Annotated in this window: 33 protein-coding genes and 2 pseudogenes; 15 read left to right on the top strand and 20 right to left on the bottom strand. The window is 60.3% G+C overall.

Going from position 1 to position 24,537, the window contains the following annotated elements; translation table 11 throughout:
• Positions 1-415 precede the first annotated feature (415 nt).
• A complete protein-coding gene (locus NKH99_RS15410) occupies positions 416-625 on the bottom strand; it encodes a hypothetical protein (protein ID WP_353014577.1) in 210 nt (69 codons plus the stop codon).
• A 609-nt stretch (positions 626-1,234) separates the two neighbouring features.
• Positions 1,235-1,375 carry a hypothetical protein gene (locus NKH99_RS15405; protein WP_353014575.1) on the bottom strand — a complete coding sequence of 47 codons (141 nt, stop codon included), beginning with the start codon at positions 1,373-1,375 and terminating at the stop codon, positions 1,235-1,237.
• A 297-nt stretch (positions 1,376-1,672) separates the two neighbouring features.
• Here NKH99_RS15405 and NKH99_RS15400 point away from each other — a divergent pair, with 297 nt between their 5' ends.
• Positions 1,673-1,972 carry a DUF1236 domain-containing protein gene (locus tag NKH99_RS15400; RefSeq protein ID WP_352503690.1) on the top strand — a complete coding sequence of 100 codons (300 nt, stop codon included), beginning with the start codon at positions 1,673-1,675 and terminating at the stop codon, positions 1,970-1,972.
• A 937-nt stretch (positions 1,973-2,909) separates the two neighbouring features.
• Here NKH99_RS15400 and NKH99_RS15395 read toward each other — a convergent pair.
• From NKH99_RS15395 to NKH99_RS15380, 4 genes are all read right to left on the bottom strand, one after another.
• Positions 2,910-3,398, bottom strand: coding sequence for an SRPBCC family protein (locus tag NKH99_RS15395; protein ID WP_353014573.1), 489 nt, complete (start codon positions 3,396-3,398; stop codon positions 2,910-2,912).
• On the bottom strand, positions 3,395-3,712 hold the full coding sequence (locus NKH99_RS15390) for an ArsR/SmtB family transcription factor (RefSeq protein ID WP_353014665.1): 318 nt from the start codon (positions 3,710-3,712) through the stop codon (positions 3,395-3,397). The genes NKH99_RS15395 and NKH99_RS15390 overlap by 4 nt, the downstream gene beginning before the upstream one ends.
• A 120-nt stretch (positions 3,713-3,832) precedes the next feature.
• Entirely contained in the window at positions 3,833-4,423 is a 591-nt protein-coding gene (locus tag NKH99_RS15385) for a type II toxin-antitoxin system VapC family toxin (protein ID WP_353014571.1), read from the bottom strand.
• Complete coding sequence (locus NKH99_RS15380) at positions 4,413-4,709, bottom strand: hypothetical protein (protein ID WP_353014569.1); 297 nt, start codon at positions 4,707-4,709, stop codon at positions 4,413-4,415. The genes NKH99_RS15385 and NKH99_RS15380 overlap by 11 nt, the downstream gene beginning before the upstream one ends.
• A gap of 68 nt (positions 4,710-4,777) precedes the next feature.
• On the opposite strand from NKH99_RS15380, the pseudogene NKH99_RS15375 reads away from it, so the two are divergent.
• Positions 4,778-5,186: pseudogene (locus tag NKH99_RS15375) on the top strand (ATP-binding protein); the annotation flags it as partial.
• 265 nt (positions 5,187-5,451) lie between these two features.
• Positions 5,452-5,625, top strand: a complete 174-nt coding sequence (locus NKH99_RS15370; protein ID WP_353014675.1) for a hypothetical protein — start codon at positions 5,452-5,454, stop codon at positions 5,623-5,625.
• A gap of 447 nt (positions 5,626-6,072) precedes the next feature.
• Here the strand turns inward: NKH99_RS15370 and NKH99_RS15365 are convergent, their stop codons facing one another.
• On the bottom strand, positions 6,073-6,273 hold the full coding sequence (locus NKH99_RS15365) for a hypothetical protein (RefSeq protein ID WP_353014567.1): 201 nt from the start codon (positions 6,271-6,273) through the stop codon (positions 6,073-6,075).
• Positions 6,270-6,743: an Lrp/AsnC family transcriptional regulator gene (locus tag NKH99_RS15360; protein ID WP_352772505.1), complete on the bottom strand. Its 474-nt coding sequence runs from the start codon at positions 6,741-6,743 to the stop codon at positions 6,270-6,272. The genes NKH99_RS15365 and NKH99_RS15360 overlap by 4 nt, the downstream gene beginning before the upstream one ends.
• A gap of 128 nt (positions 6,744-6,871) precedes the next feature.
• On the opposite strand from NKH99_RS15360, the gene NKH99_RS15355 reads away from it, so the two are divergent.
• Complete coding sequence (locus NKH99_RS15355; protein ID WP_353014565.1) at positions 6,872-9,262, top strand: thiamine pyrophosphate-binding protein; 2,391 nt, start codon at positions 6,872-6,874, stop codon at positions 9,260-9,262.
• 104 nt (positions 9,263-9,366) lie between these two features.
• Here NKH99_RS15355 and NKH99_RS15350 read toward each other — a convergent pair whose 3' ends face one another.
• The 8 genes from NKH99_RS15350 to NKH99_RS15315 form a co-directional block, all read right to left on the bottom strand.
• On the bottom strand, positions 9,367-10,119 hold the full coding sequence (locus tag NKH99_RS15350; protein ID WP_352458022.1) for an ATP-binding cassette domain-containing protein: 753 nt from the start codon (positions 10,117-10,119) through the stop codon (positions 9,367-9,369).
• A gap of 9 nt (positions 10,120-10,128) precedes the next feature.
• Positions 10,129-11,328: an alanine racemase gene (locus NKH99_RS15345; RefSeq protein ID WP_352472943.1), complete on the bottom strand. Its 1,200-nt coding sequence runs from the start codon at positions 11,326-11,328 to the stop codon at positions 10,129-10,131.
• A gap of 12 nt (positions 11,329-11,340) precedes the next feature.
• The gene (locus NKH99_RS15340) at positions 11,341-12,315 is read right to left on the bottom strand and encodes an ABC transporter permease (protein WP_352472942.1); all 975 of its coding nucleotides are present in this window, start codon (positions 12,313-12,315) and stop codon (positions 11,341-11,343) included.
• A gap of 35 nt (positions 12,316-12,350) precedes the next feature.
• The gene (locus tag NKH99_RS15335; RefSeq protein ID WP_353014562.1) at positions 12,351-13,412 is read right to left on the bottom strand and encodes a substrate-binding domain-containing protein; all 1,062 of its coding nucleotides are present in this window, start codon (positions 13,410-13,412) and stop codon (positions 12,351-12,353) included.
• A 60-nt stretch (positions 13,413-13,472) separates the two neighbouring features.
• Positions 13,473-14,534, bottom strand: a complete 1,062-nt coding sequence (locus NKH99_RS15330; RefSeq protein WP_352472940.1) for a substrate-binding domain-containing protein — start codon at positions 14,532-14,534, stop codon at positions 13,473-13,475.
• A 33-nt stretch (positions 14,535-14,567) separates the two neighbouring features.
• On the bottom strand, positions 14,568-15,827 hold the full coding sequence (locus tag NKH99_RS15325) for a M20 family metallopeptidase (protein ID WP_353014560.1): 1,260 nt from the start codon (positions 15,825-15,827) through the stop codon (positions 14,568-14,570).
• Positions 15,824-17,038, bottom strand: a complete 1,215-nt coding sequence (locus NKH99_RS15320) for an ROK family transcriptional regulator (protein ID WP_353014558.1) — start codon at positions 17,036-17,038, stop codon at positions 15,824-15,826. The genes NKH99_RS15325 and NKH99_RS15320 overlap by 4 nt, the downstream gene beginning before the upstream one ends.
• Positions 17,039-17,174: 136 nt before the next feature.
• Positions 17,175-17,327, bottom strand: coding sequence for a DUF6894 family protein (locus tag NKH99_RS15315; RefSeq protein ID WP_352472937.1), 153 nt, complete (start codon positions 17,325-17,327; stop codon positions 17,175-17,177).
• A 202-nt stretch (positions 17,328-17,529) separates the two neighbouring features.
• On the opposite strand from NKH99_RS15315, the gene NKH99_RS15310 reads away from it, so the two are divergent.
• From NKH99_RS15310 to NKH99_RS15275, 8 genes and pseudogenes are all read left to right on the top strand, one after another.
• Positions 17,530-17,790 (top strand): hypothetical protein, encoded by a 261-nt coding sequence (locus NKH99_RS15310; RefSeq protein ID WP_352472936.1) that lies wholly within the window; start codon positions 17,530-17,532, stop codon positions 17,788-17,790.
• A gap of 69 nt (positions 17,791-17,859) precedes the next feature.
• Entirely contained in the window at positions 17,860-18,093 is a 234-nt protein-coding gene (locus tag NKH99_RS15305; protein ID WP_352772477.1) for a hypothetical protein, read from the top strand.
• 217 nt (positions 18,094-18,310) lie between these two features.
• Positions 18,311-18,598 carry a hypothetical protein gene (locus NKH99_RS15300; protein WP_353014555.1) on the top strand — a complete coding sequence of 96 codons (288 nt, stop codon included), beginning with the start codon at positions 18,311-18,313 and terminating at the stop codon, positions 18,596-18,598.
• Positions 18,599-18,617: 19 nt separating this feature from the next.
• On the top strand, positions 18,618-18,896 hold the full coding sequence (locus NKH99_RS15295) for a hypothetical protein (RefSeq protein WP_353014553.1): 279 nt from the start codon (positions 18,618-18,620) through the stop codon (positions 18,894-18,896).
• Positions 18,883-19,011: a DUF982 domain-containing protein gene (locus NKH99_RS15290; protein WP_502900054.1), complete on the top strand. Its 129-nt coding sequence runs from the start codon at positions 18,883-18,885 to the stop codon at positions 19,009-19,011. The genes NKH99_RS15295 and NKH99_RS15290 overlap by 14 nt, the downstream gene beginning before the upstream one ends.
• A 1,118-nt stretch (positions 19,012-20,129) precedes the next feature.
• Complete coding sequence (locus NKH99_RS15285) at positions 20,130-20,267, top strand: DUF982 domain-containing protein (RefSeq protein ID WP_352775011.1); 138 nt, start codon at positions 20,130-20,132, stop codon at positions 20,265-20,267.
• Positions 20,268-20,300: 33 nt separating this feature from the next.
• Positions 20,301-20,511: pseudogene (locus NKH99_RS15280) on the top strand (biotin/lipoyl-containing protein); the annotation flags it as partial.
• A gap of 168 nt (positions 20,512-20,679) precedes the next feature.
• Complete coding sequence (locus tag NKH99_RS15275) at positions 20,680-21,135, top strand: Ros/MucR family transcriptional regulator (protein WP_352775014.1); 456 nt, start codon at positions 20,680-20,682, stop codon at positions 21,133-21,135.
• A gap of 41 nt (positions 21,136-21,176) precedes the next feature.
• Here NKH99_RS15275 and NKH99_RS15270 read toward each other — a convergent pair whose 3' ends face one another.
• From NKH99_RS15270 to NKH99_RS15255, 4 genes are all read right to left on the bottom strand, one after another.
• Positions 21,177-21,365: a hypothetical protein gene (locus NKH99_RS15270; RefSeq protein ID WP_353014549.1), complete on the bottom strand. Its 189-nt coding sequence runs from the start codon at positions 21,363-21,365 to the stop codon at positions 21,177-21,179.
• Between the two features lie 104 nt (positions 21,366-21,469).
• Positions 21,470-21,724, bottom strand: coding sequence for a DUF982 domain-containing protein (locus NKH99_RS15265; RefSeq protein ID WP_352473196.1), 255 nt, complete (start codon positions 21,722-21,724; stop codon positions 21,470-21,472).
• A gap of 256 nt (positions 21,725-21,980) precedes the next feature.
• On the bottom strand, positions 21,981-22,244 hold the full coding sequence (locus NKH99_RS15260; protein ID WP_352775019.1) for a hypothetical protein: 264 nt from the start codon (positions 22,242-22,244) through the stop codon (positions 21,981-21,983).
• 642 nt (positions 22,245-22,886) lie between these two features.
• Entirely contained in the window at positions 22,887-23,204 is a 318-nt protein-coding gene (locus tag NKH99_RS15255) for a hypothetical protein (protein WP_353014547.1), read from the bottom strand.
• A gap of 138 nt (positions 23,205-23,342) precedes the next feature.
• Between NKH99_RS15255 and NKH99_RS15250 the strand changes: the two genes are divergently transcribed.
• The 3 genes from NKH99_RS15250 to NKH99_RS15240 all read left to right on the top strand — a co-directional run bounded on the left by NKH99_RS15250 (position 23,343) and on the right by NKH99_RS15240 (position 24,444).
• Complete coding sequence (locus NKH99_RS15250) at positions 23,343-23,672, top strand: ATP-dependent DNA ligase (RefSeq protein ID WP_353014545.1); 330 nt, start codon at positions 23,343-23,345, stop codon at positions 23,670-23,672.
• Positions 23,673-23,792: 120 nt separating this feature from the next.
• Positions 23,793-24,011 carry a hypothetical protein gene (locus NKH99_RS15245; RefSeq protein WP_352473112.1) on the top strand — a complete coding sequence of 73 codons (219 nt, stop codon included), beginning with the start codon at positions 23,793-23,795 and terminating at the stop codon, positions 24,009-24,011.
• 184 nt (positions 24,012-24,195) lie between these two features.
• Entirely contained in the window at positions 24,196-24,444 is a 249-nt protein-coding gene (locus NKH99_RS15240; protein WP_353014543.1) for a DUF982 domain-containing protein, read from the top strand.
• Positions 24,445-24,537 lie beyond the last annotated feature (93 nt).

The following is a 24,537-nucleotide window of genomic DNA, read 5'->3' as shown; positions in this document are numbered from 1 at the left end:
GCATATCCTGGAATTTTTTCATCGAGCCGCGACCGAACCCCTCTATGCTCCGCGCGGAGACCCGAATGGCATTTCGATTCGTACACACGGCCGACATTCACCTCGACTCGCCGCTGCGTTCGGGGTTAACCGGGCCGAACGCTTCTTGGAACGTGCAAATGAAATGTTGGATAAAGGCTGCGGTGTCGGCATCAATCTCGCGCTGTGCAGCAGGATACAGGCTGCGCAACGACCCGTGGCCGAGGCGAGATCGCGGTTGGCGAAGATCGATTCTGGCAGCACGGACACAGCCGCACGGTTTGAGCCTTTGGCCGCTAGCCGCACACCGATCTAGTGGCAGCGCGAGGTCGGATTCATGCGGCGTTCGCTCGAGCTCGTCAGCATTTTGACGAGTTCTCCAAGTCCATCAATGAACTCACCAGCGGCGAAAAACGGCTGCCTCATCCGCCGGGCTGGAGAAACACCAGCGTTCGGCAAAGTACGCGAGCGCCAATGGCTCAGCCTCCACATCAAGTACGAGGCAAGGAGGAATCCTCGCTGCCGTGGTCTGATCGTCGAGCGGCACCATGAGATCATGGGGCTCCAGAAGCAAAACGGCGCCTGGCAAGGTGATGTCGTGGAACAAGCTGAGGTGCGAATATGCGTCCCGAGGCGTCTTCGTAACGCTTATCTTTCCCCCCGCTATGGAGTAGCGGCTGGGAAATTTTTGGGGCGAAGAATGCTACGTTTCGCTCTCACGAGCTCGAGCAGATTGGTGTCGTTCGAGCCTGTCTCTCGAAAGCGGCAACTATTTGCATTGCGAGCATTTGGCCAGCTTGGGAGGACCGGGCGATCTTCTCCTCAATGCAGAGTTGGTCGAAAACGCGTTGGCAAAGGTCCTGATCGGATGGGTATAGACCGGCTCGTCTGAAAGGCATTTTAACCCCCCAAGCTTCAGAAGACCGTCGCTGTAGAAGCCGATGGATCAAATGTAGTGCCCGTCAGGATGCACGCGTCAACGGTGTGCAAAAAGCGAACATGCGGCCGGATATGCAATCCCCAACTCTTGGTTGGAGTGCGGCGGGTTTTTCAATGGTGATCTCGCAGCTTTTCACTGCCTTGGTGAGGGCCTGGTGGTCGTTGCCGATCTTTTGACTTGGCGAAATGCAATTTTCCCGCGCGAAACGTTCCACCTCAAAAACGCATCGATCGAAAAGAGGCCCCAGTCGACGTAGGCTTGGTTGCCTCGTTCTAGTCAATTTCCGTTTTCCTGTTCACTCAGCAGCTGCGAATGAGAAATCCGCCCGCCACTCCTCGATTTGGCGGGCGGACCCCACCAGCGCAGGAAGGAGCCGTAGCTGCGCAGATACAATTTCTGGGACTGTTTGAGCGTCATTTCTGGCTATGCCATCAGCTCGCGACTATTCCAATCACCAACAACGTGATGGAGGTGGCGAAAACCGGTGCAAGCGGCCAGCGAGCTTTGTGAACACTGTTCTCCATAGGCTCCTCCCTTGAGGGACCGCACCGAGTACAAACAGACGCAGTTCCGGGGCCATTGCGCGCAGCGAATCAGACTTAGGTCCCTACGCAAGGCCAGCCTTAAGGCTCCGTTTGGAACGTCTAGAGAAGCTGCAGGTTTGGGGCGCTTTGGCGCTATGTTTTGCGCCCACGAGCCCACAAGGAGATAGCTATGAGAATGCATCTTTCCACCGCAGCGGCAGGATTTCTGCTGCTGGCCGGTGTCGGTGCCGCCGCCGCCCAGGACGTGGTCATTGACCCGCAGCAGGAAACCGTCATCAAGGAATATGTGAAAAAGCAGCCGCTCGCTTCGGTGAAAGTCCCTGGGGTAGAGTTGAATGTCGGCTCGACGCTCCCGGACAGCGTCGAGCTTCATGAAGTCCCCAACGTCAAATATCGCTACGTCGTCGTTGACAACCGGACTGTTGTCGTTGACCCGGGCACACGTAAAATCGTGAAAGTCATCCAGTAACCTGAACGTCTGAGAAGACCGCCCGCCGTGCCGAAGGGTGCGGCGGGAAGCCAAGCATGAGCTCTCCAGAATGCGAGGCGCTGCAATGTCCCTCTCTCCCAGTCTATCCTCCGTCGGTCTGACTTTCCAATGCCCGCATTGCAACTTCGCCGTCGTCAGGAACGGCAGCTGGTTTCAGGTCGTTTCCCATTACAAGTGCGAGGAATGCGGACGCGAGGTCCGGATTACGTATCCCGATAAGATTGGCATCTTCCAGAAGCACGCGCACTTGGCCATTCCCCCGCCGGGAGCGAGGTAGTTTTGCAGGCCCGAAAGTGAGTTCGAACTGCTGGGCGTCGAGTCCGAGCGGGCAAGGCGGCATTCGCCTGAGATCGGCACGCGGAAGACTAAGGGTCGGGTGGGGATCGCTGCTTTGAGTCGTGAACTGTGGGCTCCAAGGAGTGGCGAACGTCAGTTGAGTGCTGCCCGTCCAGTCAAAACGATGAGGGCCAACGTGAGCAGCGCGCCAGAGAGACGTACAAGATCGTCCTGACACTACCCCCTTGGCGGCGTTTCCACCACGCAGGTAGATTCCCAGGTGGAGGAGGCGTATCGCCAGGTGGGTCTAGACCAATGTCGCCAAACTGGCCGCTCCAAGACCAACCATCATCGCTGGCACTGCGGGCACGATCAAGGGCGCCAGTGCCTCGACCGAATTCATGTGAACCCGGTCGATCCTATAGCGCCGGTTGTCGTCGTCTGCCGGGACTACCGGTCCTGCCAGCGCTCCTGCAAACCTCTGGACGAACCCGAGTAGACTGCCAACACTACCGATAGCAAGCAGAGCGCGAGCACGCCGAGAAGACTTAACCAATAGACTTCCATGTTGTCTCCACTCCCTGGAATCGCAGTGGACCAGACGGTGCTTGCGAGTCATGCTCGCAAGGGCGCGGACGGGTCAGGCCGCCGCACCGGGGAAAAGGCCCTGGAACCGCCGCAGGTACAGCGGCCAGCCTTGATCGCTATCAACCCCCCCGCGCACGCCCTCCCAGCCTTCGCCATGGAGTTCGAGATTCCGGTGCTCGATCTCAACCCGGGTTCGGTTCTCCGTCTCAGCCGTGAACCGGACTTCCCATTCGCTGGTTTTGTTCAGGTCGCTCTCAATCTGCCACCGAGGGCTGATGTCCCAGCTCAGAATCAGCCGGCTGGGGGGATTGTAAGCCAACACACGAGCCCAGCGGCATTCGCTGCCGTCCACGCCGCGATCGTAAACGTGGCCCCCGACCCAGGGTTCGAAGATCGTCTCTGCGATCGGTACGGCAAGAAGATTGTGCTCGCGAGGTTTGAATTTCCCGAAATCCTCGGTGAAGACCTTGAAGGCACGCGCGATAGGTGCCTCGACAACGACGAAATGCCTTACGGGCGCGGTTGCAGGAAGCTTGCTCATGGCTGGTCCTTCTTTGGGTGCTCGACGGCCAGTTTGTAGCTCGCCAGGGTCTTGCTCCAGAACTGATCGATTTCCGCGCGCAGACTTGCTAGGCCGTCCGGATCGATACGGTATATTCGTTCCTTGCCTGAGCGCGTGTCGGCCACAAGCCCGGCATCCTTGAGTACTTTCAAGTGCTGAGAGACCGCCGGCCTGGTTACAGGCAGCACACGAGCAAGTCCGCTGACCGAACAAGGCTGTTCGACCAACAATTCGAATATCGTGCGCCTCGTCGAGTCTCCGAGCGCTGTCCAGTGTTTCGCGTTAGTGGACACTAACGCGAACTTAAATCGATGGGCCGGCACTGTCAACCTCGATAATCCGGGTGAACGTAGAGCGATCCCTTTCGGACAGGGATGGTCGCTCACAGTCGACAGGAGGACCAACCGTGACGTTCATGATGACCGCCGTTCCGGCGGAGCTCGATAGAGGATGATCCGTCCCGTCGGCAGAACCTGGGTGAGGAAATCAAAATCGCGGACGTTGCCGGTCAGCACGCTCGCACCCAACTGACGCGCCTGCAGGAACACGAGGGCGTCATTTAGGAAGCGGCGCTCGTGCCCCTCCCTCTTGGGCAGATTGCTCAGCCGGAAGAGCAAGCCAGCCAAGATCCCGGCCTGTCCCCAGATCGCATCGTCCGGTGCATGAAGTCGGTGGTCCGGAATGTCCTCTACCGTGGCTTCAATCGTCTCGAGGACAGCTTTTGTGGAGGCATGCTTAGGGTCCAGCCGACCAAAGGCTTGGGTCAGCTCAAACAGGCAGACAGCGGAATGGTGGCATCGGCGATAAGTAAGCAGCGTATCGACTTCAACCGGCGATCGTCCCTGCAGGACATCCAGATAGACGCTCGTATCCAGAAACAGCGGTCCCCCGATCGCAGGTTCGTCAGCAACCCATGGGAGATCGTCGTCGGCCCTGCGCTTCAGCGTTCCGTTGTGCATTTGGGGCTTTAGCGCTCGGAGGGTTTCGGAAAGATCAAACCCCAAGATCTATGTCCGCCGGGATGCTGCCCTTACGCCCGACCAGGCGGGCGCCAAAGTCATCTTCGAGGGCCAGGCGCGACAGCGCCAGTTCCAACAGCTCCGTATCCGAGGTGACATGGGCGCGCTTCTTGGCCGCCTCGATCAACTCCGAGGGCATCCGCCCCGAAAGACGGGTATTCTTCGCGGCGCCGAGGAGGCCGGCGGCTTTCGCTTGCTCCAGTACAAGTTTATTGCGGGTCGATGCGACCGTTGCTTCGCTTTCTGCAGCCGTCCGTGTCTGCGCAGCCATGAGAACCTCCTGTGTTGAACAGAATATAGATTGCGTTGAACGCAGGGCAAGGCTTAGTAGCCGCTGGCCGTCGGGACCATCGCTCCGGGATGACGAGGCGGGCGTCTGACGCTTTCGCACTCATCACGCGGGCCAGTATTCGGGGCTTGCGACCCAACCCGTGAAGGGCGGAGAAGTCCTCATCGCATTGCAGCGACGGGCAGTCCAAGGTCGCCGACGCGCTCTCAACGGGTGCGCGTTTTCAGCTCTACCTGGCCCTGCGGCTTGCCGGATATTACGAGTTCGCCCAGTTTCGACCCTCTGCGCCATTCATTGCCGACGAAATCGTGGAGACCTTCGACCATTTCCGGTCCGAGGAGGTTTTTCAGGTTGTTTGGTCAGATGGCAAGCGCTGGCCAGGTGATTTATCTGATGCATCACCAGCACCTGTGCGAGATCGCCAAGGCTGTTGTTCCCGGCGTTACAATTCACGAGCTTACGAAGTTGGCTGCTGCGGCGTGGGATGAGTTGAGGCTGCAAACTGAAAGTAAACGGCCTGGCCGTCAGAAGCACACCGCGAAAGGACGGCGAGTGCCACGGTGTCGGGGAACGCATTCCCATCCTCCGCCGGCAAGCCGAAAGCTCCAAGCTGGGCAGCCCGTGCGAAGCCTGTGCGGCTGGCTCACTCCGCGTGGGTTCCCAACGTTCGGCCTAGCAGCGCACGCCGCTGCTCTCGCCGGTCCAACCCGCGGGAGGTCTTGGCATGCCCAATATTCATTCCGGCCATTGCGACAAAGCCGACGGCGACGGCGATTTGACGCTCTGGGAACTGGCCAACCCAGCAGCTGCGCTACGGGGCAGTTTTCTCAGAGTTGGGTACCGTCACGCAGGCCTGACCCAGCCGGCAGCCGGGATTTTCCCGGAACGAATTCGTTAGTTCGCCTGCATGGTCCGAGCTGCGGCGTCGGATGTCGTCCAGCTATTCCGGTCGCGCAAAGCTGACAAAATTTCACACAACTTTATAGCGGCAGCCAAAACCCGTCACTTATAGTTCGCTCGGTATCGCTTCTAATGCTGACGCCACCCGTTCAGGTCGGTACACCAGGATGACAAAGCAAAAGCACAGCGCCCAGACTCCCGCGGTTTGTCGAGGAGAATCCAATGCTAATGACGCAGTGCCGCCGACCATTCCTGCCAAGCGTCAGACGTCGCACCGGAAAGAGACGGCGTTCTTCGTTGCGCAAAATCTGCAGACCCCTCCAGTGCCATGGCGCGCTATGTCGAGCGGCACCGGCGCTTTCTGATCGCCTCTGACCGGTTTTCCCGGAAGAGACCGCCAAATGGTGGACGTCCCGCGCCATTGCGGCCTGGTTGGCTTTGGCGGTCAGCCAGGTTCTTGAGCAATCCGCGCGGCGGCGGCTGATGCGCCGGAAGGCAGTCGATTCTCGCCGCAACCATGACGCATAAAATCCAATTGCAGCCGGCGGAAACACCAGAAATCATAGCCAGTGTTGAGGCGTACCGAACCCATATTGCCTACTTGCTGCAAGACCTGCGACACGCGGGTCCGTCCGAAAAAAATCATGCCTCTACCGGCAACCGGTTCGATCGCTTGATCTGGGCAAGCGCGAAGCTGGACTCGATCGAGGAGACGCCATCGAGCCGCGTCAGCTTTTCCTTCAGGAAGCGCTCATAGGCGTGCAGGTCGCGCACCACGACACGCAGCAGATAATCGCGCTGGCCAGTCATCAGATAGCAATCGACCACCTCCGGCCAGCGCGCGATTGCCGCGTTGAACCGCTTCAGCTCGCTCTCGCGCTGGCGCTCAAGCTTGATCGAGGCAAACACCGAGATCGGCAGATCGACCATGTCCTGGTCGATCAGGGCGGCATAGCCGGTGATCACCCCCATGTCCTCCATCAGGCGGACCCGGCGGGCGCAGGGCGAGGCCGAAAGGCCGACCCGCTCGGCAAGCTGCTGCGCCGTCATCCTGCCATCGACCTGCAGCGCGGCAATGATCTTTCGGTCGATATTGTCCAGTCGACTTTTTGGCATCGAACGTTACTCCATTGGCTGATATTGGCACAATCAGCTAACGCAGCTGCCAATCTCATGCAAGTTTAGCGACAATTGGTTTTTGCTCAGCCCTATGATTGAGACATCGCAACCGGGAGTCTTGCAGCATGGACAAACAAAAACTGGAGGCACTTTCGGCACTGGAGAAAAAGGTGCTCTGGCTGTCGACATGGATGATCCATAACGCCAATCACCTGCGGGAAAATACGGACGGCTTGAAGGTTGGCGGACACCAGGCATCCTCGGCGTCGCTGGTGACGATCATGACCGCGCTTTATTTCTCGGTGCTGAGGCCACACGACCGCGTCGCGGTAAAGCCGCATGCCTCGCCAGTGTTTCACGCCGTCCAGTATCTTCTGGGCAATCAGACGAGGGAGAAGCTCGAAGGGTTTCGCGCCTTCGGTGGCGCGCAAAGCTATCCGTCGCGGACCAAGGATGTCGACGACGTCGATTTCTCCACCGGCTCGGTTGGCCTCGGCGTCGCGCAGACACTGTTTGCCTCGCTTGTGCAGGATTATCTCGGCGCCCGCGACGAAAGCATGCCCGAGGGCCGCATGGTGGCGCTGATCGGCGATGCCGAGATGGACGAAGGCAACATCTTCGAGGCGCTGCTCGAAGGGTGGAAACACGGCCTGCGCAACTGCTGGTGGATCGTCGACTACAACCGACAGAGCCTCGATGCCGTGATTCGCGAAGGCCTTTGGGAACGCTTCGAAAACATTTTCCGGAATTTCGGCTGGGACGTCGTGATCCTGAAATATGGCTCGCTGCTCGAAGCCTCTTTCACCGAACCCGGCGGCGAGGCGCTAAAGGCCTGGATCGAGGCCTGCCCGAACCAGCTCTATTCGGCGCTGACGTTTCAAGGCGGCGGCGCCTGGCGCAAGCGCCTGGTCGCCGACATCGGAGACAAGCCGGGCCTGGCATCGCTTCTCGACCGGCGCTCCGATGCCGAGCTCGCCGCGCTGATGACCAATCTCGGCGGCCACGACCTGCCATGCCTGATCGAGGCCTTCGGGACAGCACGCGGCAACGATCGACCGACATGCTTCATTGCATATACGATCAAGGGCTTCGGCCTGCCGCTCGCCGGCCACAAGGACAACCACGCCGGCCTGATGACCAGCGATCAGATGGCGGTCCTTCGTGCCTCGATGTCGGTCGGCGACGGGCGGGAGTGGGACGCGTTCGAGGGATTGGCTGCTGGGGATCTGGAGCTGCAACGATTCCTCGACGCCGTTCCGTTCGCGGCAAAGGGCCAGCGGCGCCGGCACGCCCAGCGCATCGTGGTCCCTGGTCGTCTCGTCGCGGAAGCCAAAGGCAGCGTCTCCACGCAGGTCGGCTTCGGCAGAATTCTGGACGAGATTGCGCGGGCTGGCGGGCCGCTCGCCGACGCGATCGTGACGGCATCGCCCGACGTCACGGTTTCGACCAATCTCGGCCCCTGGGTCAACCGGCGCGGCCTGTTCGCGCGTCAGTCACTCGCCGACACTTTCCGCAGCGAACGCATCGCCTCGGCGCAGAAATGGGAATTCGGCCCCTCCGGCCAGCACATCGAACTCGGCATCGCCGAGAACAATCTGTTCATCCTGCTGTCGGCACTTGGGCTGTCGCATTCGATTTTCGGCAAACGGCTGCTGCCGATCGGCACGCTCTACGATCCGTTCATCCAGCGCGGTCTCGATGCGCTCAACTATGCCTGCTATCAGGATGCGCGCTTCCTGCTGGTCGCCACGCCATCCGGGGTCACATTGGCTCCGGAAGGTGGGGCGCATCAGTCGATCGCCACACCGTTGATCGGGATGGCACAGGACGGGCTTGCGGCCTACGAGCCGGCCTTCGTCGACGAGCTCGCCGTCATCATGCGCTTTGCGCTGGATTATATGCAGCGCGACGGCGACGCCGTGCAGTCGGAGCGCACCTGGCTGCGCGACGAGACCGGCGGCTCGGTCTATCTGCGGCTCTCGACGCGCCCGGTCGAGCAGATCATTCGTCCCATGATGCCACAGCTCGAGCAGGACATCATCGACGGGGGCTACTGGCTGCGGGCTCCGGGTCCCAATGCCGAAGTGATTGTTGCCTATACCGGCGCGGTTGCGCCGGAGGCCATCGAAGCTATCGGCATGATGGCAGAGGACCGTCGCGACGTCGGTCTTTTGGCCGTGACTTCGGCCGATCGCTTGAACGCAGGCTGGACAGCGGCAAGTCGCGCGCGCGAACGCGGCCTCGTTCACGCCAGGAGTCATATCGAAAGGCTGTTTGCCGATCTCCCTGCGCATTGCACCATCGTCTCCGTCACCGATGGTCATCCGGCGGTACTCGGCTGGCTGGGTTCGGTGTACGGCCATCGCACGCGCAGTCTCGGCGTCGAGCATTTTGGCCAGTCAGGGACTATCGGCGACCTTTACCGCCACTTCGGCATCGACGCCAATTCCATAGCCACAGCCGCCGACCGGATTGCTGGTGGGCGCCCCATCCGCCATCTGCGCGCGCTGGATTGATGCTGACGACATTCTGTGGCCGAGGCCTGATCGTGGATCTGAAATCATGCCACTCGCTGCTCGGGTAACGCAATGTCTGAACGGCGCGCCTCTGTCGGACCGGGCTAGTGCTGAAGCCCGGTGATCATGGCGACGATCTCGTTCTTGTCGGTCTCGCTGGTCTTGCGCACGCCGATCTGTTTGCCACGTCGCAGAACACAGATCCGATCTGAGAGCCTGAACACCTGGTCGAGGCTGTGGCTGATGATCAGCACGCCAATGTTGCGCTGCTTCAGCGACAGAACAATCGTCTCGACCTTGGCGGTCTCGGCAACGCCGAGCGCGGCGGTTGGCTCGTCGAGCAGGATCAGCTTGCTTGCCCAGTGCGTGGCGCGCGCAATCGCCACGCCCTGGCGCTGGCCGCCCGAGAGATCGCGGATGGTGGCGTGAGCCGATGGAATGCGAACGTCGAGATCCTTCACCAGCTTTTCGGTGTCGTCGATCATCCGGCGTCGGTCGAGCAGGCCGAAGCGGTTCACCGGCTCGCGGCCAAGAAACATGTTCATGTAGACGGTCTGCTGATCGGCGAGCGCCAAGTCCTGATAGACCACCTCAATGCCGTGCGCGCGCGCCATGGTGGCGCTCGACATTGCCACCGCCTGCCCCTCGATGATGATCGTCCCGGATGTCGGAGCATGCACCCCCGTCACGATCTTGACCAGCGTCGACTTGCCGGCACCGTTATCGCCGACCAACGCCACTATCTCGCCGGGATAGAGCTCGAGCGAGAAATTTTCGATTGCCGTGAGGCCACCGAAATTCTTGCGGATGTCGCGCAGCTGCAAAACAGGGGGCGTGCCGGTCGTGGTCGCGTTCATCACTTGCTCCTAGACAGGCCAGGCAGCGGTTTCGCCAAAACCGTTTTCGATCGTTTCGACTTGGGGCGCCCCCTTTGAGACACCGGAGATGCCGACCACGTAGGCGCGGGTCACGAACGCCTGGCCGCGAAAGCCGAACACCGCCGTGTCGCCGGAGCGTGGCGCATTGGCGCCGCTAGCGTCAATCATTGCGTAATAGTCGATTGCCGCAGGCGGCGGCACCTCGACGCTTCTGAGCGCGGCGGCGGCCGTGGTGGGTTCTGCGGACACGATTGCCTTCACCTCATAGTCCGGAAAGATCGGATCGATATAGAAGCCGCCACCCAGGCAGTAGGCTTTGCCGCCAGACAAATGCGAGACCTCGGTCAAATACAGAACGGCAGGGAGCTCCGGCAGATCTTCCATGACGTGCAGCGCAGTGGTGCCGGCCAAGCCATTGCCCGGTTCACATTGCGTGGCGCCGGCTTCGGCCAGCGCGCCAAGCAGGACACTCGACGTTGTGCCGGGCGCGTTCACCTCTATGTCGCTGCGACCGGACTTGGCGAGCGCTTCGGCAGCTCTGCCCAGTGTCGCCAGATTGTGTGTCGGCAGGACCGTTCGCGTGGTCTGGTCGAACAACAGCGCCGGGAAGGTGGTGATGCCAGCGAACCGTCCGCCGTCGAGACCATCCAGTTTTTCGGCGACCGCGGCGATATCAGCCGCCTCAAAACCACCTTCGTGGCCGCGGTAGAAAACGTCACCATCGGCGCGGATGCGGGCAAGCAGGTTTTGCGTGTACCCGGCGAGCCTTGCGCCGGCAGCGGCTTCTTCAGCCTTGGTGTCGTTGAAGACGGTCCAATAGTCCGGCCTGAACGTTTTGGCCGCCGCATTGGCCTCGTGCCTTGCGATCTGCTGCAGGTGGCCAAGATGACCGAGCCTCAGGCCTGCTCTGTGCGTTGCCCGCGCGCAGGCCATGTCGACGGCGACGGCCTGATCGATGCCGCCACGCTTGAGCGCATGGCAGAACGAACTGGCGCGGCCGACCTGCTTGGTCATGGCGAAAATCTTCAGGCCGAACCGGTCGGCCTCGCGCTTCAGGACCCGGGCATTGCTTTCGACGGCATCGAGGTCGAGCACATAGGAATTAGCCGGCAGCTTTCCTTCCTGGTGCAGGCGCATGGCGCTTTCTATAAAGCTCGGATTGCGGCGCCGCAGAACATCGAGGAACATGACAAAACTCCTTCAACGGGACTTTTCGCGCAGCGATACGGCGACGGCCGCAAGAATGATCAAGCCGCGCACGATCATTTGGTCGGAGACGGACAGGCCCATCAGGATGAGGCCGTTGTTCAGCATGCCCATCATCAGCGAGCCCACCAGCGCACCGACAATCGATCCCTTGCCGCCGTTAAGCAGGGTTCCGCCGACAATGACGGCCGCTATCACCGTCATAAGGTCGGTTTCGCCGAGCGTGTATTTCGCAGCCTGCAGCCGGCCCGCATAGAGCAGCCCGGCAAGGCCGGCGAGCCCGCCGCTTGTGGTCAGAACGGCAAGCCTTATCTGCGCCACGCTGATGCCGGAAACACTGGCGGCACGGCTGTTGTCGCCGGTGGCCAGCACATGGGCGCCGAAGCGCGTCTCGCGAAAGATGAGATGCGCGATCGCAACGGCAATTACCGTCCACCAGATCAAAGACGGAACACCCAGCAAAGAACCCGAGCCGAAGAAACCGGTGAAGGCGTCGTTGGTGACCGGGATCGACCGCAAATCGGTCATGGAGCGAGATACGCCGGCAAACAGCCCGAGCGTCGCCAGCGTTACCAGGAATGAAGGCAACTTGACGTAAGCCACGAGAGCGCCGTTGAGCAGGCCGATCAGAAGGCCGGCGCCGAGGCCGGCCAGCACCCCAGCCAACAAGCCGTAGGCGTTTATCGCCACCGCGGCTGCAAGGGCTGCCACGGCAACGATCGAACCTATCGAAAGATCAATCTCGCCCGCCGACATGACAAAGACAAGGCCGATCGCCATGATCGTCACTGGTGCCGTCTGCAGCACGATGTTCGACAGGTTGCGGACCGTCAGAAAACCGCTGTCCTTCAGTACGATCGCGAAGAACAGAAAGATCGCCAGAAATCCGAGATAGACGACATATTGCTGCAGGTTGAAGCGGCTGACCAAGCTCGCTGCCCGGCCGGGGCTGGTGTTGATACTCGACATTCTCACTTCCTCCGGCGGGGCGCCGTCGTCTGCCGCTACTTCAGGGCGGCCGCGATGGTCGCGGGCACGTCCTTGTTGAGGGATCGCTTCCACCCGTCCTTGACAGTGTCCTTGGTGACGGCGAGGGAATCGACCACGATGAACGGCGCGGCCTTCTTGCCGATCAACGAGGCGGCCGTGGCGCGCGCCAGCGTCACGCCGATGTCGTAGGCTTCGTCTGCGATGAGTGCCGCAACGTTGCCGCCTTTCACCATGTCCAGTGCCGCCGGTTCGTTCAGGTCGAGCGTGACGATCTTGGTGTGGCTGTTGCCGGCCGCCCGCAATGTGGACAGCACGCTAAGCGCCGGCTCAGCCCAGGTGACGTAGATACCGTCGAGGTCCGGGTGCTGTGTGATCATCGCCTGCGCGATTTCCTCGCTGCGCGCGGGGTCGGCCATTCCGGCCTCGGCCACGATCTTCATGTCGGGATAGTCCTGCTCGATCGTGTGCTTGAATGCTCCGTCACGCTGGTTGGTGACGTAGAAATCGGCATCGTGAAAGATGTAGCCGACCTTGCCCTGCTTGCCGAGCGCGTCGGCCATTGCGATCCCGGCCTTGTTGCCCATCTGGAAAAGGTCGTCCGAAACGATGGTCACATAATCCTTGCCGTGAACGTAGCCTGCCGGCGAATTGTCGACGAATCCCAATTTCACGCCGGCCTGGCGCGCAGGATCATAGACGGTGGCCGCACTTGCGGGATCGACCGGTAGGGACAGTATAATAGAGGGCCTTTTGGCGAGTACTGTCTCGACGTCGGATTTCTGACGGGCCGCATCAAAGCCGGCGTCGGTCTGAGCGACGACCGTGATGCTGAGCCGCTTCAACTCGTCCTGGGCGCCGCTGTTCACCGCGTTGGTGTATTCGCTCATCTCATGCCAGACCAGCGCGGCGGTGTATTTGCCGTCCTTGATCTGCTGCTCCTCAGCTGGTGTGAGCACGACGCTCTTTGCCGGCGTCGGCTTTTCCCCGTTCGGTCCCGTGGTGGTGCCCTCGGCTGCGAAGGCGTTGGCAGCGACGAGTGCTACCAGTGCCGACAACATTCCAATTGCTATGCGCATGTCGGTTCCCCTTGTTTTTATGATGTCGGCGGCCCTGATTGGCCGCCGGGCATTGCCCTGTCATTTGGCCGCGTCGAGCACCGATTGCGGCGCGTCGCGGTTCAACGAATCCTTCCAGCCCTGCGCAACGTTCTGCTTGGTCACGGTAAGCGCCGGGGCAACGACGAAGGCCGGGGTCTCCTGGCCGAGCAGCGCCTTGACGCCGACAGCGGCCATGGCGCGGCCGAGCTCATAGGCCTTGTCGGCCACCAGTGCGGTCACATTGCCGCCCTTGACCATATCGAGCGCCACCGGTTCGGCGAGGTCGAGCGTGACAATCTTGGTCTTGGTGTTTCCGCTTGCCCGCAAGGCCGACAGCACGCCGTCGGCCGGTTCGGCCCAGGTGACGTAGATGCCGTCAAGATCGGGATGCTGCACGAGCATCGCGCTGGCCAGCTCTTCTGCCCGCGCCGGATCGGAGATCCCCTGCTCGGCGACGATCTTGATGCCGGGATAATCCTTCTCGATCGTTGTCTTGAAAGCCTGGTCGCGCTGGTTCGTCACATAGTAACTGGCGTCGTGGAAGATGTAGCCGACCTTGCCCTTTCCATCGAGCGCCTTGGCCAGTGCATCGGCCGCCTGCTTGCCCATCTGGAACAGGTCGTCAGTGACGATGGCTGCATAGTCGGTTCCGTGCTTGTAGCCTTTCGGCAGATTGGAAAGGAATACCAGCTTGGTGCCGTCGGTGAGCGCCTGACGGAACGCCTCGGCCGAAGTGACCGGATCGAGGGGCAGTGACAGGATGACGTTTGGCTTCGCCGCGAGCGCGGTTTCGATGTCGCTGCGCTGGCGCGCGGCGTCAAAGCCCGCGTCGGTGGTGGCGACGATTTGAATGCCGGCACGGGCAAATTCATCCTTGGCACCGGACGTGACCGCATTGGTGAAGTCGGAGGAGGTGTGCCACAGCAGCGCGGCCTTGTAGCCCTTCTCCTTTACTGCGGCCAGGTCTGCATCCGACAATCTAACCTCGGCGCTGGGTGTCGCCGTCTCGCCGCTCGGTCCCACTGTCTGTGCGCCGGCTCCACCGGCCATGAGCATCAGGCTACCTGCAAGTGCTGTAGCAACAAGTCTGTCTATCAGCATGATAGTTCTCCCATTTTCGCTCTCAGTTGTCCTTCATTCCGTAACGCCGCAATACTCCACCATGAACCGGGCGAAGCCGATGACGCCGGCCAGATATTCCTCGACATCGACGTGTTCGTTGAAGGTGTGGCAGTTGCGAATATCGCCTGGCGCGCAGTACACGGCGGGGATGCCGAGCCGGTTGGTGAAAAATGATGACTCTGACCAGAATGGCGCGCCTTCGATGGCGCCGCGACCAGCCATCGATCGGGCCATGGCGGCAGCAAGAGCGCCGACCTCCGGCCTGTCAGGTGCAATCTCGGCGGCGTTACCCCCGAGCGGATGATCGCGACCGGCCGGATAGGCGAACGCCAACATGATTTCGGGATCGGCGATGGCGCCGCGCACCACTGCCTCGATTTCGGCGGCGGCCTCGTCCAGCGACTCGCCGGGTAACAGCTTGCGGATCAGCGACAACGTGCAGCGTTCGGGCACCGCGATGTAGCCGCCGCCCGCAAGGCCGGTGATCAGCAGGAAGCCACGCCCAATCAGCGGGTGCTCGGCTCTTGTTGCAACATCTTCCGAATGCTTCCACAGCGCGCTCATGACGGCGTGGCTTGCACGCAAGGCATCCTTGCCGAGTTCGGGTACGCCGAAATAGGCTGATCGTCCGGTGATGGTGATATCGGTAATGAAGAAGCCAATTTGGGCCGGATAAACCGAAAGGCGGGTAGGCTCCACATAGACGACGAAATCGGGCGCCACGACTTCGCCTCTCTCGATGCGGCCGACGAAGTCCTTGATGCCGGCGGAGACGCCGGTTCCAGGCTGGCCGCTCTCCTCGTCGCCGACGAAGGCAAAGGCAACGTCGCCGGCCAGTTGGATGTCGGCGGAGTCGAGCAGAAAGAGTGCCGACAGCGCGGAGCAGATGCCGGCCTTGAGGTCGCCGGCGCCGCGGCCCCAGATCTGCCCGTCGATCATTGGCGCGGCAAACGGATCCTGCTTGGCGGTGCCAGTCCAGTGCTCGCGCCAGCCCTCGACATGGACCGTATCGGTGTGGCCGATGAAGAGCAGCCGCTTGCCGGTGCCGGCACCTTTGCGCTCACCCCAGAGGTTGGGCCGGCCGGGCGCGAATTCCGCGCGCCGAATTCCGCTCAAGCCAAGCACGCGCATCCGGTCTTCAAGGAAGGCGACAAAGTTTTCTTCGTGACCGGTTATGCTTTCGCGGCCGATTGCCCCCTGCAGAAGCTCAACCGCTGCGTCGCAATCGAGGGCCGCGCGCAAGCGAGTGGTGATGTCCTTTGAGACAGTCATAGCGTGGCCTCGCGCAGCACGGCCGAACTGGCTGGGGGAAGCGAAATGCGTCCGTCGGGCGCGTCGACGCCGAACAGTGTGTTGTGCAACTGGCCGAGCCCGATCGCGGCAGCGCCGATGAGCGCTGCCCGCGACCCGAGTTCGCTGGCCTCAACGGCGATAGGGTAGGGGAAGCAGCGCGGCAGCAGGTCCCTAACGCGCAACAGGATTTCCGGCCGCAGCCCGATCGAGCCGCCGAGGACGACCTTTTGCGGATTGGCAATTGCCGCTATGGCCACAATGCCTTGTGCGAGGTAGCGCGCGGTTTCGTCGAGTACCGTCGCGGCATGCCTGTCTCCAGCCGATGCACTGTGGAAAATCGTCGGCACGTTGACGATGTTGCCCGTCAGCGTTGCGTAGCGTTCAACCATGGCGTTGGTTGCGACCACGCGCTCGAAAGCGCCGGCGCGCAACGATGTCGGCGCGAAAGGATCGGCGCCAATCGGCAAAAAGCCCATCTCGCCGGCTGCATTGCTGGCGCCCCGCACCAGATTGCCTCCAACCATGAGGCCGCTGCCGATACCAGTACCCAGCGCTATGAAGGCGAGATTGTCGATACCGCGGCCGCACCCCTGCCAGTTCTCGCCGAGCACCGCCAGATTGACATCGTTCTCGATCATCACATGAAACCCGAATGCCTGCTCGAAAGCGCGGACGACATTCATCGTGCCAAAGCCGGCAACATTCGGGGCAAGCAGGACGCGGCCCGTCTTCTTGTCGGGTGCACCGGGAACACCAATCACCGCCAGCCTTATCTTTGTGCGCGAGATTCGGTTCCTCTCGGCCGCCCGAAGCGCAAGATCCACGATCTGGTCGACGATGAACTGTCCGCCCCGAGGATCGGTCGGCGCCGTTTCCTCCGCGAATATCTGGCAGGCAAGATCGGTGAGGGCGACCCGGACTTTGGCGCCGCCGAGGTCGACGGCCGCGATGTAGGCCGCGTCATATACGAGTTCGTAAGTGACAGCCGTGCGTCCGACATGTCCGCTCGTGCGCCCTGTCTCCTGCACCCAGCCTTCCTGCTCGAGTGCCCTGACGATCTCGGAGATTGTCTGCTTGGACAAGCCGGTCTGCTTTGCGATCGAAGCGCGCGAGATCGGCCCACCTTGCACGATCGCCTCCATGACGGAGCGCTGGGAGAACTGACGAGAAATGCGCGGCAGGTCGTTCAACAGCAGCTCCGATTAATTCGTTCTATGACCGAACTTAATAGTCATTTTCGACGGCCGTCAACTGGCCGCTTAGGCTCTTCACCGGCGGGCCGCCGACGCATATGCGAGGCCACGGGGCCATGCAGGAGGTTGATAGTCACCGCACCAATTGCGGCAGCTTATCTTTGGTGATTTCGACCAAGGCTCTTACCGCCTCTTGTTTTGCAGCTTCGAGGTCTGGCAGATCGGTGCCTTTGACGTCGGGGAAGACTTGCCCGGTATCGGTGAAGTCGAAGAAAAAGCGAGGCATCCCTACAAACACAATAAACGCAGGAAAGGTTCATCTTGCTTCACGATTGGCTATGCAGCCGGCGCCCCGCCGCTCTAATGCACGCAGCCGCTAACGACCGTGGACTGACCTCCGATGATGTCCGCGACATTTGGTTAAAAACGTACGCGGCCAGACTCATCGCCATGATCCGCCTAGAGTTACTTCCGAAAGGAACGCTCTCATGCTGCCATTGCCCCACGCCGTCGATCCAAAGGTAGTTGCTGAGATCAATAGTTTGCTAGACGATCACACGGGGGCGGTGCCAGTGCCCGTTCACAAACTGGCGGCGGTTGTCCGGCTGCGCCTCAAAAGCCATCTTTCCATCGCGACTATCGAGGAGCTGATCGTGGACGAAGCCGAGTGTCGCCACCTGCCCATGCTGTTCGAACTGCCGGGAACGGAAGCGGCTGTAGTTTCAACTGCTCTGAGTCGCGCGACTTGAAGGTTAGGGTTTGGGCATTCGGCTCTGGCAGGAGAGCCCACCGCGCGTCCGCCCCAATGGTGACAGCCTATGACCAGCAGCAGCTCAACTAGTGGTACTGCCTATCCTGGCGACCTGATTCTGTTGAAGCAGGTCTTTGATCGTGTATGCGCCGAGCAAGGCATTCCAGTAGGAAGCGAGCAGGCGGAGCGCCTGAGCGTGAGCGCAATGGCACTCTTCTCGGACGGCGAGTTCGACGAGGCCGTTCTCTATGAACACCTTCGGTTTGTTGCCCGCTCCCTGCCGAGAAGGGACCGAGCATGACCTACCATGATTCGGATGGTCGGCGGGTTCGTGCCGCCCTACTTACCCCTCATGGCAACCCATTGGTTCGTCCCTCCGGTGTTCGTGAAGACTGAAACCGGCGACAGGCATGGCTGCGACAATGCGAGGGCAGCCGGGATCGAGAGGGGCGCGGGGAACTTCGCGCGCGCACCCACCAAATTATTCGCATCCCCTTCGGAACCCTTTCGCAACGAAAGTGTTTCAGACCGAATGTGGGAACGACGTTATGCCGGCACGACCAACAGCAGCGACAGCCTTTCAACGGCTGATCAGCTCAGAAGATAATCGTCAGCTGCTCCGCAACAGGCTTGGTCTCGAAGTCGACGAGAAACTGCCGGCGTCCCTTGCTGCATTGTTGCAGGAGCTTGAGCGGCGAGAGCAGGTCGAGGCTGATTGGAGCGCCACCACTTTGGCAGCGCGGGCTTCTATGGCCTTCGACGAACCAGAAGGAACCTTCAGTGACCCTTATGGCCATGCTGCGTAGGGGACGTGCCTTCCGGGGGATGATCAGTTCGGAAGGCTACTGCCGGAAGCTGCGCAGGCTCCTAAGGTTTGTGGGCGAACCAACTCTGACACCGACGCTTGCCGCACTGGCGCGGGAGCTTTCAGAAGAGTTTGAGCTGCGGAAGCAAGAATCGGCCGACGAAATTCCTCGCCCTACAACCCATTGGTTCTCCCCTCCGGTCCTCAAGACCGAGCGTCCCGGGATCATCCACCACGTCAACAACGCCGAGACGGCCGGCGAGGAGCTGACGAAGTGGACGAAGCGTGGCCCTTGGTGACCTCGCGGTGCGCGTTTGTATGGCCGAGATATTCGACGAGAGGGAACCTGAGGAGGCTCGTAAGGCATTCCTGGCTGCTGCCGAGGTGGAGGGGACGTTACGGTCGCGCCTCTGATTAGAGCTGGTGATTGGAAAGTTTATCAAAACTCGCGACCGGAAGCTGGTTACTGAGGAAGTCCCCTCTAATTTCCGCCCGTGGCAACCCATTGCTTCTCCCCTCCGGTGTACGTCAAGACCGACCGACGTTGGGCCACCTACGGGTGCAACAATGTCGAGGGTGCCGCCGAGGAACTTATGAAGTGGACCAAGATGGGACCTAAGTGGAGGAAGGCTGTGCAAGCGTAGAAGCCCTTCAGGACCGTGTGGAAGAGGTCCGTCAGGCTTTCGAGGCTGCTGCCAAGGAGGAGGGGTGTTACGCTCCTCTGGTTAGGTCTCCTGTGTCCCTGTGCCCCTCGACTACACCCTGAGGAGAATTTCAGGGGAGCGTTGGGATACCGGCCTAATCGTCACTCCATGTCGGGCACGTCGCCCCGAACCAATGAGTGTCGTTGGCTCGCCGTATTCGCCCAGCGCCGGGTTAGCATCACGCGACCCCGCAATGTCACGGTATGTTTCGTCGCCAGAGCTTTGGCGGTCCTTTATCGCTCGGTCTTAGGTCTGCTGCTCGGCTGGCCCATAGGCTGCGTGGAAGTCGCCGTTCTCATCGCGGGTCGAAGGTGGTGACAACAATTAGCTTGGGGCCTTCTGCTGAAGAAGGAAGCTGGCTTTCGGATTGGTGAAGCCTAGCAGAGGGCATGAAAGTTTCTCCGCAGGCGAAAGAAGCGCCGAATCGACTCAGAGCAAATGCGGGATCATTGTCCTCACGCATCAACTAGGTGGGGAGAAAAATGGCAAAAAACGAAACCACGACCACGGGCGTCGCAAGCGCGGCGTCCAAGATTCTTAGCAATCCCAAATCAACGAAAGCAGAAAAAAGCGTTGCTGCCTCAGCTTTAACTCAGGCGAAAGATAGGGGGCCGGGTCGCTCTAGCCGTGGGAAAAAGGCTAGCAATTGCATACAAGGTAGGCTGGCAAGCGGGGCAATTGCCCCCGCCCAAAAATGCAACAGTTAGCCACTTTGCGTTGCCGGCCAGTATCTCTGAATTTTCAGCGATCACCCCTGAATAATCTCAGCCTCTATACCTATGGAATTGGTTAAGCGGCTAAACGCCGGCCTGAGCTGATGCGTTATGATTGGCCCATTGGAGAAACTGGGCGCCGCACCCAGCAGCCATGGCCTGCATGAAGGTGCTCGGCGGCGATAAGGCCCCGGAGATTGCCCGCGTGGCATTTCTCAGCGCCACCAAGGAAGCGAAAATCTTGAACGCCTGACATCTCCCGAACACACGTTGTCATCCTGGGCTGTGTCCGCGTGTCGGCGCGCCGATGCCTAGCGTCGTCTCGGCGCTCTCGGTCGCTGCAGTCCAAGCGGTGAAGGCCGGCGATGTGCTGGTGTCGATCGAAGCGATGAGATGGAACGGCGCTGCATGCCGAGCGCGACAGGACCATCGCCGAAGTCCAGATCAAGGCCGGGGGACCAGATAATGCCAACGATCTGCTGATCGCATTCGGGTGAATGAGGGTGCTACACCTGAAGGGAAATTGGCCGCACACACCCATGTCGCAGGGGATGACCAGCAAAGTCGGCCTTGGAGTAATCTAACGTCAAATAATCGTTGTTTGCAATTGCGCAGGCCGAATTTTCCAAATAGGAACGCCGGAGATCAACACGGGAACGATTTTGATGGATGAAGCAATTGGGCAGCGAAGGGCTGATTTGCTAGGGATGACAGCAGACATCGTCGCAGCCTATGTCCAGAGCAACGCAACGCCCGTGGCGGATCTGCCGAATTTGATCGCTAGTGTCAATTCTGCGTTGTCTGGCCTGGCTGAGCCGGTCGCTGCACCATCGCCAATACTTACGCCCGCGGTAAATCCTAAGAAGTCGATCTTTCCCGAATACATTATAAGCCTTGAGAACGGGCGCAAGTTCAAGTCGATGAAGCGCCACCTGGGCTTGCTTGGCATGACACCTGATGAGTACAGAGCCAAGTGGGGTTTGGCGTGGGACTATCCTATGGTAGCGCCCAGCTATGCGGCTCAGCGGTCTGCACTTGCCAAAGCTGCCGGTCTCGGCCGCAAGGCGGTTGACAAAACGCCGCCGAAAAAAGCACCAGCAAAGCGCAAGGGCAAAGCCTGACAGTGCACGACGTTCGGGCCATGCCGTCGGGTCTAGATGGTCTAGGTGGCCTGGCTGGGAATGAGCTGCCTGGCTTCGCGGTTCAGTAAGCGCCGCTCACGCCACAACACAAGCTTCAGCACGGCTTGCGTCTTCACGTCCTCGTATCCTGACGGGCAGGAGAGGTCGATCAATGTGCGATCGACAAGGCAAGCCGATACATCGTCGCCCTCGACACACAATCGAATCATATCGAAAAAATCCCACTACATCGATACGTCGCCCTCTGCCGATGCCACAAGCAACAAAGCCGCTGAATCCAGCAGCGCTCCGTGCTTCAGGGTGCTGGATAAGCCTAAATTTCTTCCGCGAGCAATATCCTAGCCTCCTTGGCAGCAGCGATGAACGCCTGGCGCGCTATTCTTGGTGGTTTTTCTCCACGGATTACGGCAAGGCATGCTTCGATTGCGGCGAGCCGCGACTTGCCCGCCGGCCTCGGCCAATCCCTCAGCAGAACTTCGGCCGCGTCGGATACGGACGCAACAACTCTGTCGCGATCGATCCGGCCGGGTTGAACGACGACGGGCTTTCTGAAACGTCTCGTACGCACGACAGCCTCCAAGAACAAGCTATGTTAGCTTCTGCAGATCCTTTGCGCCACATCAAACGTCGGCAAGTGGCAGAAGGCATGCGCTTGGCCAGAAGCTGCCGCCGCGATGGACGCTGCCCAGTGCTTCAGCATGTCGGGCTTGGCCCCGACTTTCGAGGAGCGAATCGCCAAGAGCGGCGTTACCCAATAAATGACCCACGAATACCCAGTGAAGGGGAGTTCGCCGAACACCGCGAAATGGAATCTCGGGCTGAATTTACTCCATATCCGGCACGTCGCCGCTGGTGAATAGCACGGTCGGCGGACCGTAGTCGCCAACGGCCGGGTCGGCGTCGCGGCTCCATGCTATTACGCCAACGTGCTTCCCTGCGAGCGCCTGACCGGTGCGAATGGCGCGTTCCTCGCTTTGCTGATCGGCCGGACCAAAGGCGGGAAACAGTTCGCCGTCCTCGCCTCGATCGAACGCCACGACGACGATTAGCTTGGGCTTCTTTTGACCGGGCAGAATATGATCAGACATGGGGGGAACCTATCACGAGGATTGAGTCGCGTTCGAGACTCGGGCGGTGTGCGTGCAGGGCACCGTTTTAAGGAGTCTGTGCGCGTGGCACTCGTCAGGTCGCGGAACACTATCTACACTGTGGAGCGGGTTGCCGGGTGAAATTTTGCTGCTCAATTTCGGCGACGAGACCTGACTGCCTTCAGCAGTCCGCTCTCGTCAGTGTGAGCATTTCGAAAAGTCGCCACTACCGTTTCCGCCAGGATTTCGCCCTGTTGGCTTAAAGGGTCGAGGTGTTCGTCTGCGCAAATTCGATCGAAAACGCGCTGGCAAATAGCTAAATCATGGGGACTAAGGCAGGTGCGATTGGTACGCAGGCGCTGCGGCATGTGCGACCCCTCAGGCCCGCTGCCCGTACAGAGCAGCGGGCCGCTACAGCTAGGCCGGAGGAGGAGAGTTCAGTCTCGCAAAAACGTTTGATGTAGAGTGCTTGTTCCCGGCTAACGAAGTTGGTAATTTTCGTACAGTGCGCCAGCTGGGCAAGGCAGCTTCCTCGATTGGCAGCACGCCGGCCGGGCAGGTGTCCTCGATGCCATGCGCACCAGAGCAGGGCGGCCAGGCCTTGCGGATTATCATCGGCATCCATGCTTTGATCTGCGTTCGCTAATCCGCCCCATCTCTACGCGACATCTTTTTGCGGCGAACAGGCGTCCAGTCGGTGATCGTATCGGCATCCACGGTGATTAGGCCGCCAGCTTTCACCGTCACCTTTCGATTTTCCTCGTCGACCCGCGTGACCTCGCCGGTCAGCTGTAGCTCGTCACCTGGTTTGGATCTTTTAGGAGCAGGGACTGAATGCGGAAAACCATAGGACGGGATGCTGACACTAGCTCTTCCGTCGTCCAGCAGCTTCAGCACCGTCACGGTGATCGCCACCTCATCGCCGATATTGATGTCCGCAATTTCCCAAGCCATGCCCATGATTCTGGAGCGGCTTTGACGACAGTCAAGGGATTGCTAATATGTGGAAAATGCCAACGCCGCCAGCGTGCACCTTGTTTCGGAACCGATTCGAACCAGCGATATTGATTCAAATCATACTGTGTGGAGTGCCGGCGCATGCTCACCGAGCCTGGCGTTGGCCGGCTGTCATTTATTGAGTTCCAAATGCCCACCCTGGTCGAGAAGCCGCCCAAGGGCCAAGGGTGGTTTCACGACATCAAATATGATGGGTATCGCACGCAGTTGATCATCCAACGGGGTAAGGTGCAGACCTGCACACGAAACGGCTTCGACTGGACTGACAGATACAGCCCAATCGTCCGGACTGCGGCTGAATTGAACGCAAAGCGGGCAATCATCGACGGCGAAGCAACAGTGTTTGGCACCACGGGGCGTCCGGAGTTCTTCGCGCGACCCAATTATCCGATCACCCGGACGAATTTTTGAACCAAACATTCCTGACTGTTGCGGCCTAGCACCGTGCCAATTTGTACGACTCGTACATGGCCTTGATGTCGCTCAGGCAGGGAGTAGAGTCCACTTCGGCGTGTGCCTGGGGAGGGCTGGATGAGCGTCGCGCAAAGGGTAGGTCCACTTCTAGAGCAAGCAATCAACGTACTCCTCAACAGGGCGGACCTTGGCGACACGGTCTCGATCAAAGTGGCGCTGCGCGAAGCTCGGGAGGCTGCGCCTTATTTGGTGGCCTCCGACGAAGAATTAACCGAGGCGATAGTCGAGGCAGCAACGGCCATGGGCCTCTACGTGGCTTTCGACGGTCGCGAGTAGCTGTCAGCCAACTTCAGTCATGTGGCATGGCGACAGAGGCGCGCCGCCCTGCGCCAATTCCAATAGTCAGAGGTAATCCGCAATTACCTTCGCAACCTGCTGAATCTGCCTGTACAACGGGAACTGCCGGCTGAGCAAAGGTATTTGCTGGAGGAACTTGATAAGGTCGACAAAGAGTGACCGCATGGCCCGCCACTGGTTCAACCCTCCGGTCCCGGTCAAGACCGAGCGTCCCGGGATCATCCGCAACGTCAACAACGCCGAGGCAGCCGGGGAGGAGCTGATGAAGTGGACCAAACGTGGCCCTTGCTGGGACCTCGCGGTGCGTGTTTGCATGGCCGTGATTTTCGATGAGATGGAACCTGAGGAGGCTCGCAAGGCATTCCTGGCTGCTGCAAAAGAGGAGGGGACATTACTCCCCCCAACTAGCTAACTTGGATGCGGTAAAGGTTCTCTGACCAGCACCGCCTTGGCGAAAGGAGCCCGCCGCCGCTGAGGGAGAGGCGACGGACCCCCCTACAGCGGC

Source organism: Mesorhizobium sp. M0854 (genome assembly GCF_040319815.1).
Taxonomy (GTDB): domain Bacteria; phylum Pseudomonadota; class Alphaproteobacteria; order Rhizobiales; family Rhizobiaceae; genus Mesorhizobium.
Note: the sequence above shows the minus strand (reverse complement) of the source record. Positions and strands in the feature narration are given on the sequence as shown.

Excerpts from the sequence above, each read along its gene's own strand:
- NKH99_RS15405 (WP_353014575.1), bottom strand. The coding sequence starts at position 1,375 with ATGACGCTCAAACAGTCCCAGAAATTGTATCTGCGCAGCTACGGCTCC.
- NKH99_RS15400 (WP_352503690.1), top strand. The coding sequence starts at position 1,673 with ATGAGAATGCATCTTTCCACCGCAGCGGCAGGATTTCTGCTGCTGGCC.
- NKH99_RS15395 (WP_353014573.1), bottom strand. The coding sequence starts at position 3,398 with ATGAGCAAGCTTCCTGCAACCGCGCCCGTAAGGCATTTCGTCGTTGTC.
- NKH99_RS15380 (WP_353014569.1), bottom strand. The coding sequence starts at position 4,709 with ATGGCTGCGCAGACACGGACGGCTGCAGAAAGCGAAGCAACGGTCGCA.
- NKH99_RS15370 (WP_353014675.1), top strand. The coding sequence starts at position 5,452 with ATGCCCAATATTCATTCCGGCCATTGCGACAAAGCCGACGGCGACGGC.
- NKH99_RS15365 (WP_353014567.1), bottom strand. The coding sequence starts at position 6,273 with ATGATTTTTTTCGGACGGACCCGCGTGTCGCAGGTCTTGCAGCAAGTA.
- NKH99_RS15360 (WP_352772505.1), bottom strand. The coding sequence starts at position 6,743 with ATGCCAAAAAGTCGACTGGACAATATCGACCGAAAGATCATTGCCGCG.
- NKH99_RS15355 (WP_353014565.1), top strand. The coding sequence starts at position 6,872 with ATGGACAAACAAAAACTGGAGGCACTTTCGGCACTGGAGAAAAAGGTG.
- NKH99_RS15350 (WP_352458022.1), bottom strand. The coding sequence starts at position 10,119 with ATGAACGCGACCACGACCGGCACGCCCCCTGTTTTGCAGCTGCGCGAC.
- NKH99_RS15345 (WP_352472943.1), bottom strand. The coding sequence starts at position 11,328 with ATGTTCCTCGATGTTCTGCGGCGCCGCAATCCGAGCTTTATAGAAAGC.
- NKH99_RS15340 (WP_352472942.1), bottom strand. The coding sequence starts at position 12,315 with ATGTCGAGTATCAACACCAGCCCCGGCCGGGCAGCGAGCTTGGTCAGC.
- NKH99_RS15335 (WP_353014562.1), bottom strand. The coding sequence starts at position 13,412 with ATGCGCATAGCAATTGGAATGTTGTCGGCACTGGTAGCACTCGTCGCT.
- NKH99_RS15330 (WP_352472940.1), bottom strand. The coding sequence starts at position 14,534 with ATGCTGATAGACAGACTTGTTGCTACAGCACTTGCAGGTAGCCTGATG.
- NKH99_RS15325 (WP_353014560.1), bottom strand. The coding sequence starts at position 15,827 with ATGACTGTCTCAAAGGACATCACCACTCGCTTGCGCGCGGCCCTCGAT.
- NKH99_RS15315 (WP_352472937.1), bottom strand. The coding sequence starts at position 17,327 with ATGCCTCGCTTTTTCTTCGACTTCACCGATACCGGGCAAGTCTTCCCC.
- NKH99_RS15310 (WP_352472936.1), top strand. The coding sequence starts at position 17,530 with ATGCTGCCATTGCCCCACGCCGTCGATCCAAAGGTAGTTGCTGAGATC.
- NKH99_RS15305 (WP_352772477.1), top strand. The coding sequence starts at position 17,860 with ATGACCAGCAGCAGCTCAACTAGTGGTACTGCCTATCCTGGCGACCTG.
- NKH99_RS15295 (WP_353014553.1), top strand. The coding sequence starts at position 18,618 with ATGATCAGTTCGGAAGGCTACTGCCGGAAGCTGCGCAGGCTCCTAAGG.
- NKH99_RS15275 (WP_352775014.1), top strand. The coding sequence starts at position 20,680 with ATGGATGAAGCAATTGGGCAGCGAAGGGCTGATTTGCTAGGGATGACA.
- NKH99_RS15270 (WP_353014549.1), bottom strand. The coding sequence starts at position 21,365 with ATGATTCGATTGTGTGTCGAGGGCGACGATGTATCGGCTTGCCTTGTC.
- NKH99_RS15260 (WP_352775019.1), bottom strand. The coding sequence starts at position 22,244 with ATGTCTGATCATATTCTGCCCGGTCAAAAGAAGCCCAAGCTAATCGTC.
- NKH99_RS15255 (WP_353014547.1), bottom strand. The coding sequence starts at position 23,204 with ATGGGCATGGCTTGGGAAATTGCGGACATCAATATCGGCGATGAGGTG.
- NKH99_RS15250 (WP_353014545.1), top strand. The coding sequence starts at position 23,343 with ATGCTCACCGAGCCTGGCGTTGGCCGGCTGTCATTTATTGAGTTCCAA.
- NKH99_RS15245 (WP_352473112.1), top strand. The coding sequence starts at position 23,793 with ATGAGCGTCGCGCAAAGGGTAGGTCCACTTCTAGAGCAAGCAATCAAC.
- NKH99_RS15240 (WP_353014543.1), top strand. The coding sequence starts at position 24,196 with ATGGCCCGCCACTGGTTCAACCCTCCGGTCCCGGTCAAGACCGAGCGT.